This window comes from Rhizobacter sp. P3_B12, from assembly GCF_056402895.1.
The window spans coordinates 1-5525 of record NZ_JBFUGN010000371.1 but is presented as its reverse complement, the minus strand read 5'-3'; the positions used below and the strand labels follow the sequence as shown (position 1 = coordinate 5525).

Here is a 5525-nt window from a genome sequence, read left to right as displayed (position 1 = left end):
CCGCCGAGGTGACGCGCGTCGCGCGCGAGGTGGGCACCGAAGGCATCCTGGGCGGCCAGGCCGACGTGCAGGGCGTGGCCGGCACCTGGAAGGACCTGACCGAKTCGGTSAACTTSATGGCCGGCAACCTGACCAGCCAGGTGCGCAACATCGCCGASGTGACSAMSGCGGTGGCCGCCGGCGACCTGTCGAAGAAGATCACCGTCGACGTGAAGGGCGAGATCYYGGAGCTGAAGAACACCRTCAACACGATGGTCGACCAGCTGCGMTCGTTCGCCGCCGAGGTGACGCGCGTSGCGCGCGARGTGGGCACCGAAGGCAWSCTGGGYGGCCAGGCCGACGTGCAGGGCGTGGCCGGCACCTGGAAGGACCTGACCGACTCGGTGAACCTGATGGCGTCGAACCTGACCAGCCAGGTGCGCAACATCGCCGACGTGACGAAGGCGGTGGCCGCCGGCGACCTGTCGAAGAAGATCACGGTCGACGTGAAGGGCGAGATCCTGGAGCTGAAGGCCACCATCAACACGATGGTCGACCAGCTGTCGTCGTTCGCCGCCGAAGTGACGCGCGTGGCGCGCGAAGTGGGCACCGAAGGCCGGCTCGGCGGGCAGGCGCAGGTGCGCGACGTGTCGGGCACCTGGAAGGACCTGACCGACAACGTGAACTTCATGGCCGGCAACCTGACCGGCCAGGTGCGCGGCATCGCCAAGGTGGTGACCGCGGTGGCCAACGGCGACCTGCAGCAGAAGCTGACGGTGGAGGCCAAGGGCGAGATCGCCGCGCTGGCCGAGACCATCAACAGCATGACCGAGACGCTCGCGACCTTCGCCGACCAGGTGACCACGGTGGCGCGCGAGGTCGGCGTGGAGGGCAAGCTCGGCGGCCAGGCCAAGGTGCCCGGCGCGGCCGGCACCTGGAAGGGCCTGACCGAGAACGTCAACCAGCTGGCCGCCAACCTGACCACGCAGGTGCGCGCCATCGCCGAGGTGGCGACCGCGGTGACGCAGGGCGACCTGACGCGCTCGATCACGGTGGAGGCGCAGGGCGAGGTGGCCGCGCTGAAGGACACCATCAACGAGATGATCCGCAACCTGAAGGACACCACGCAGAAGAACACCGAGCAGGACTGGCTGAAGACCAACCTCGCGAAGTTCAGCCGCATGCTGCAGGGCCAGAAGGACCTGCTGACGGTGGGCCAGCTGATCCTGTCCGAACTGGCGCCGGTGGTCGGCGCGCAGCAGGCCGAGTTCTACGTGCTGACCGGCAGCGGCGGCCTGGGCCCGCGGCTGAAGCTGTTCGGCAGCTACGCGTCGGGCGGCCAGGCCTCGCACGGCAAGGAGGTCGACCTCGGCCAGGGCCTGGTCGGCCAGTGCGCGGTCGAGAAGACCAAGATCCTGGTGACCAACGTGCCGGGCAGCGCGTTCCGCATCGCCACCGGCCTGAGCGAGGGCGCGGCGCTCGACATCCTGGTGCTGCCGATCGTCTTCGAGGGCGAGGTGCGCGGCGTGCTGGAGCTGGCCTCGCTGGAGCGCTTCAACCCGGCGCACCAGGCCTTCCTCGACCAGCTGACCGAATCGATCGGCATCGTGATCAACACGATCAGCGCGAACATGCGCACCGAAGACCTGCTGACGCAGTCGCAGTCGCTGGCCGAGGAGCTGCAGAGCCGCCAGCAGGAGCTGCAGCAGACCAACGAGGAGCTGCAGGAGAAGGCGCGGCTGCTGGTGCACCAGAACCAGGAAGTGGAGCGCAAGAACCAGGAAGTGGAGCAGGCCCGGCAGGCGCTGGAAGAGAAGGCCGAGCAGCTCGCGCTGACCTCGAAGTACAAGTCCGAATTCCTGGCCAACATGTCGCACGAGCTGCGCACGCCGCTGAACAGCCTGCTGATCCTGTCCGACCAGCTGTGCAAGAACAGCGACGGCAACCTGACGCCGCGCCAGGTGGAGTTCGCGAAGACCATCCACCTGTCGGGCAACGACCTGCTGATGCTGATCAACGACATCCTCGACCTGTCGAAGATCGAATCGGGCACGGTCGCGGTGGATGTCTCGGAGCTGCGGCTGGAAGACCTGCAGCGCTCGGTGGACCGCAGCTTCCGCCACGTCGCCGAATCGCGCCACGTCGCGTTCGAGATCGGCGCGCCGGTGCGGATCGCCCCGCTGCCGAAGACCATCGTCACCGACGTGAAGCGGCTGCAGCAGATCATCAAGAACCTGCTGTCGAACGCGTTCAAGTTCACGCACCAGGGCGCGGTGCGGCTGACGATGGAGGTGGTGGACCGCGGCTGGTCGCGCGACAACGAGGACCTGAACCGCGCGTCGCAGGTGATCGCGTTCTCGGTGTCGGACACCGGCATCGGCATCTCGCCGGACAAGCAGCAGATCATCTTCGAGGCCTTCCAGCAGGCCGACGGCTCGACCTCGCGCAAGTACGGCGGCACGGGCCTGGGCCTCGCGATCAGCCGCGAGCTGGCGCGGCTGCTGGGCGGCGAGATCCGGCTGGTCAGCGCACCGGCCGAGGGCAGCACCTTCACGCTGTACCTGCCGCAGAGCTACAGCGCCACGCGCAGCCTGCGCCACGGCCGCAACGCGCCGCCGGTGGTGATCGCCGAGGCGCTGCCGGTGCTGGAGCGGATCCGCACCGAGGCGCCGCTGCCGGCCAACGAGGGCAGCGATGCCGACGAGCTGGCCGACAACGCCGCCGACGACGACCGCGCCGACATCCTGCTCGGCGACAAAGTGCTGCTGATCGTCGAGAACGACCTGGCCTTCGCCGACGTGCTGCTGCAGGCGGCGCGCCGCGTCGGCTTCAAGGGACTGGTCAGCACCAGCGGCGCCACCGCGCTCGCGCTGACGCGCGACTTCCAGCCGGCCGTCATCACGCTCGACATCTTCCTGCCCGACATGGAGGGCTGGCGCATCCTGGAGCGGCTGAAGTCCGACCTCGCGACGCGCCACATCCCGGTCTGCGTGGTGTCCACCGACGACTCGCGCGAACGCGCGCTGCGCTCGGGTGCGGTGGGCTTCCTGACGAAGCCGCTGCAATCGGTCGACGAGGTCGAGGAGGCGCTCGGCCACCTGCACGAGTTCGCCGAGCGGCGCCGCAAGCGGCTGCTGGTGATGATGGCCGACACGCCGGCGCGCGCCGCCTTCCTGGACGCGCTCGACACCGAGACCGACATCGTGCAGGCCAGCGGTGTCGACGAGGCGCGCGAGCGCATCGCGCACGGCAGCATCGACTGCCTGATCACCGACGGCAGCGTCGCCGACTTCGGTCCCGAGGACGTGATCGAGTCGCTCGAATCGCGGCCGCTCGCGCGCCAGCTGCCGATCGTGCTGGCCAGCCGCGACCCTGCGGTGTGCGTGAGCTGGGAGCGCGGCCACAGCGCATTCGCGCTGCGCCGCGCCGACACGCTGGAGCGCATGCTGGACGCGTCGGCGTTCTTCCTGCACCGCGGCGAGGCGACGATGTCGGAAGAAGAGCGCCGCTCGGCGCGCGAGCTGGATGACGCYGACCGCCGGCTGCACGGCCGCAAGGTGCTGATCGTCGACGACGACATGCGCAACATCTTCGCGCTGGCGACGGTGCTGGACAACCACGGCATGGTGATCGTCTCGGCCGAGAACGGCCGCGATGCGATCCGGCTGGTGGAGACCGACCCGAGCATCGACATCGTGCTGATGGACATCATGATGCCGGAGATGGATGGCATGGAGACGATGCGCCAGATGCGCCGGCTGCCGCGCGGCAAGGAGCTGCCGCTGATCGCGGTGACGGCCAAGGCGATGAAGGGCGACCGCGAGAAGTGCATCGACGCCGGGGCCTGGGACTACCTCTCCAAGCCGGTCGACACGGCCTACCTGCTGGTCGTGCTGCGCGGCTGGCTCAGCAAGTGAGTACCGCCGCGACCGACCCGGACAGCCGGGTCAATATCCTGGTCGTGGACGACCTGCCGGAGAAGCTGCTGGTCTTCGGCACCGTGCTCGAGGAGCTCGGCCAGAACCTGGTGTTCGTGCGCTCCGGCCGCGAGGCGCTGCGCGAGGTGCTGCAGCGCGAGTTCGCGGTGATCCTGCTCGACGTCAACATGCCCGACATCGACGGCTTCGAGACGGCCGCGCTGATCCGGCAGTACAAGCGCTCGGTCGACACGCCGATCATCTTCATCACCTCGTACGCCGACGAAATGCAGACCGAGCGCGGCTATGCGCTGGGCGCGGTCGACTACATCCAGTCGCCGGTGGTGCCGCACATCCTGCGCAGCAAGGTGCGGGTGTTCGTGCGGCTGTTCGCGATGCAGCGGCAGATCCGCGAGCAGGCCGATGCGCACGTGGCGGTGGCGGCCGCCGAGGCGGCGCGCCGTGTCGCGGAGGACAACGACCGCCGCTCGGCCTTCCTGGCCGACGCGAGCCGGGTGCTCAGCGGCTCGCTGCAGGCCGAGGTGTGCGTGCAGGCGCTGGCCGAGCTGCTGGTGCCGGCGATGGCGAGCGCCGCGGTCGTGCTGCCCGGCGACGAGCCGGGGGCGCGCCAGCGGCTGGTGGTCGCGTCGGCGGGTACGGGTGCAGGCCACACCGCCCACCGCATGCTGATGGACCTCACGCCGCCGCTCGCCGCGGCACTGCGCCAGGCGCTGGCCGAGCGCCGCACCGTCGTGCTGGCAGCGAACGAGCTTGCCGCACTCGCGCCCGATGCCTTCGGCCCGGGCCGTGCGCGGGCCGTGCCCTGGCAGGCGGTGCAGGCGCTGCCGCTGGTCAACGGCGACCGCCTGCTCGGCGCGCTGCTGGTGGCGACCGACGATGCCGCGCAGCGACCCGACTGGCGCGTGCTCGACGACCTCGCGGCACGCGCCGCGGCCGCGCTGGAGAACGCCATCCTCTACGGCAGCCTGCAGGGCGAGATCGTCGAGCGGCGCGCCGCCGAGATGCAGCTGCAGGAGGCCGGGCGGCGCAAGGACGAGTTCCTCGCGATGCTGTCGCACGAGCTGCGCAACCCGCTGGCGCCGATCCGCACCGCGCTGGAGGTGATCCGCCGCATCGCGCCGCCCGACCCGAAATTCGGCTGGGCCACCGACATCATGGTGCGCCAGCTCAAGCAGATGACGCGGCTGATCGAGGAACTGCTCGACGTGGCCCGCATCAGCCAGGGCAAGATCGTGCTGAGCCGCGAGAAGGTGGACCTGAACGCGGTGATCACGCAGAGCGTCGAGACCGCGCAGCCGCTGATCGACGCCCGCGAGCAGCGGCTGCAGGTGCTGCCGCTGGCCGAGCCGATGTGGCTGCACGGCGATTTCGCGCGGCTCGCGCAGATCGTGTCGAACCTGCTGAACAACGCCTCGAAGTACAGCGAGAAGGGCACGCGCATCGCGCTCGAGGCCAGCACCACCGAGCAGGGCGCGGTGATCCAGGTGCGCGACCAGGGCATCGGCATCGATGCGCAGCTGCTGCCGCGCATCTTCGACCTGTTCACGCAGGGCTCGCGCACGCTGGACCGGGCCCAGGGCGGGCTGGGCGTCGGGCTGACGCTCGCAC

Annotated in this window: 2 protein-coding genes; both read left to right on the top strand. The window is 69.8% G+C overall.

Annotated elements, in window-relative coordinates; all coding sequences use genetic code 11:
- On the top strand, positions 1-3896 hold a 3896-nt coding region (locus tag AC1D01_RS18715), incomplete at its 5' end, for a response regulator (protein WP_477868891.1).
- On the top strand, positions 3893-5525 hold a 1633-nt coding region (locus AC1D01_RS18710), incomplete at its 3' end, for a hybrid sensor histidine kinase/response regulator (protein WP_477868889.1). The genes AC1D01_RS18715 and AC1D01_RS18710, both read left to right, overlap by 4 nt.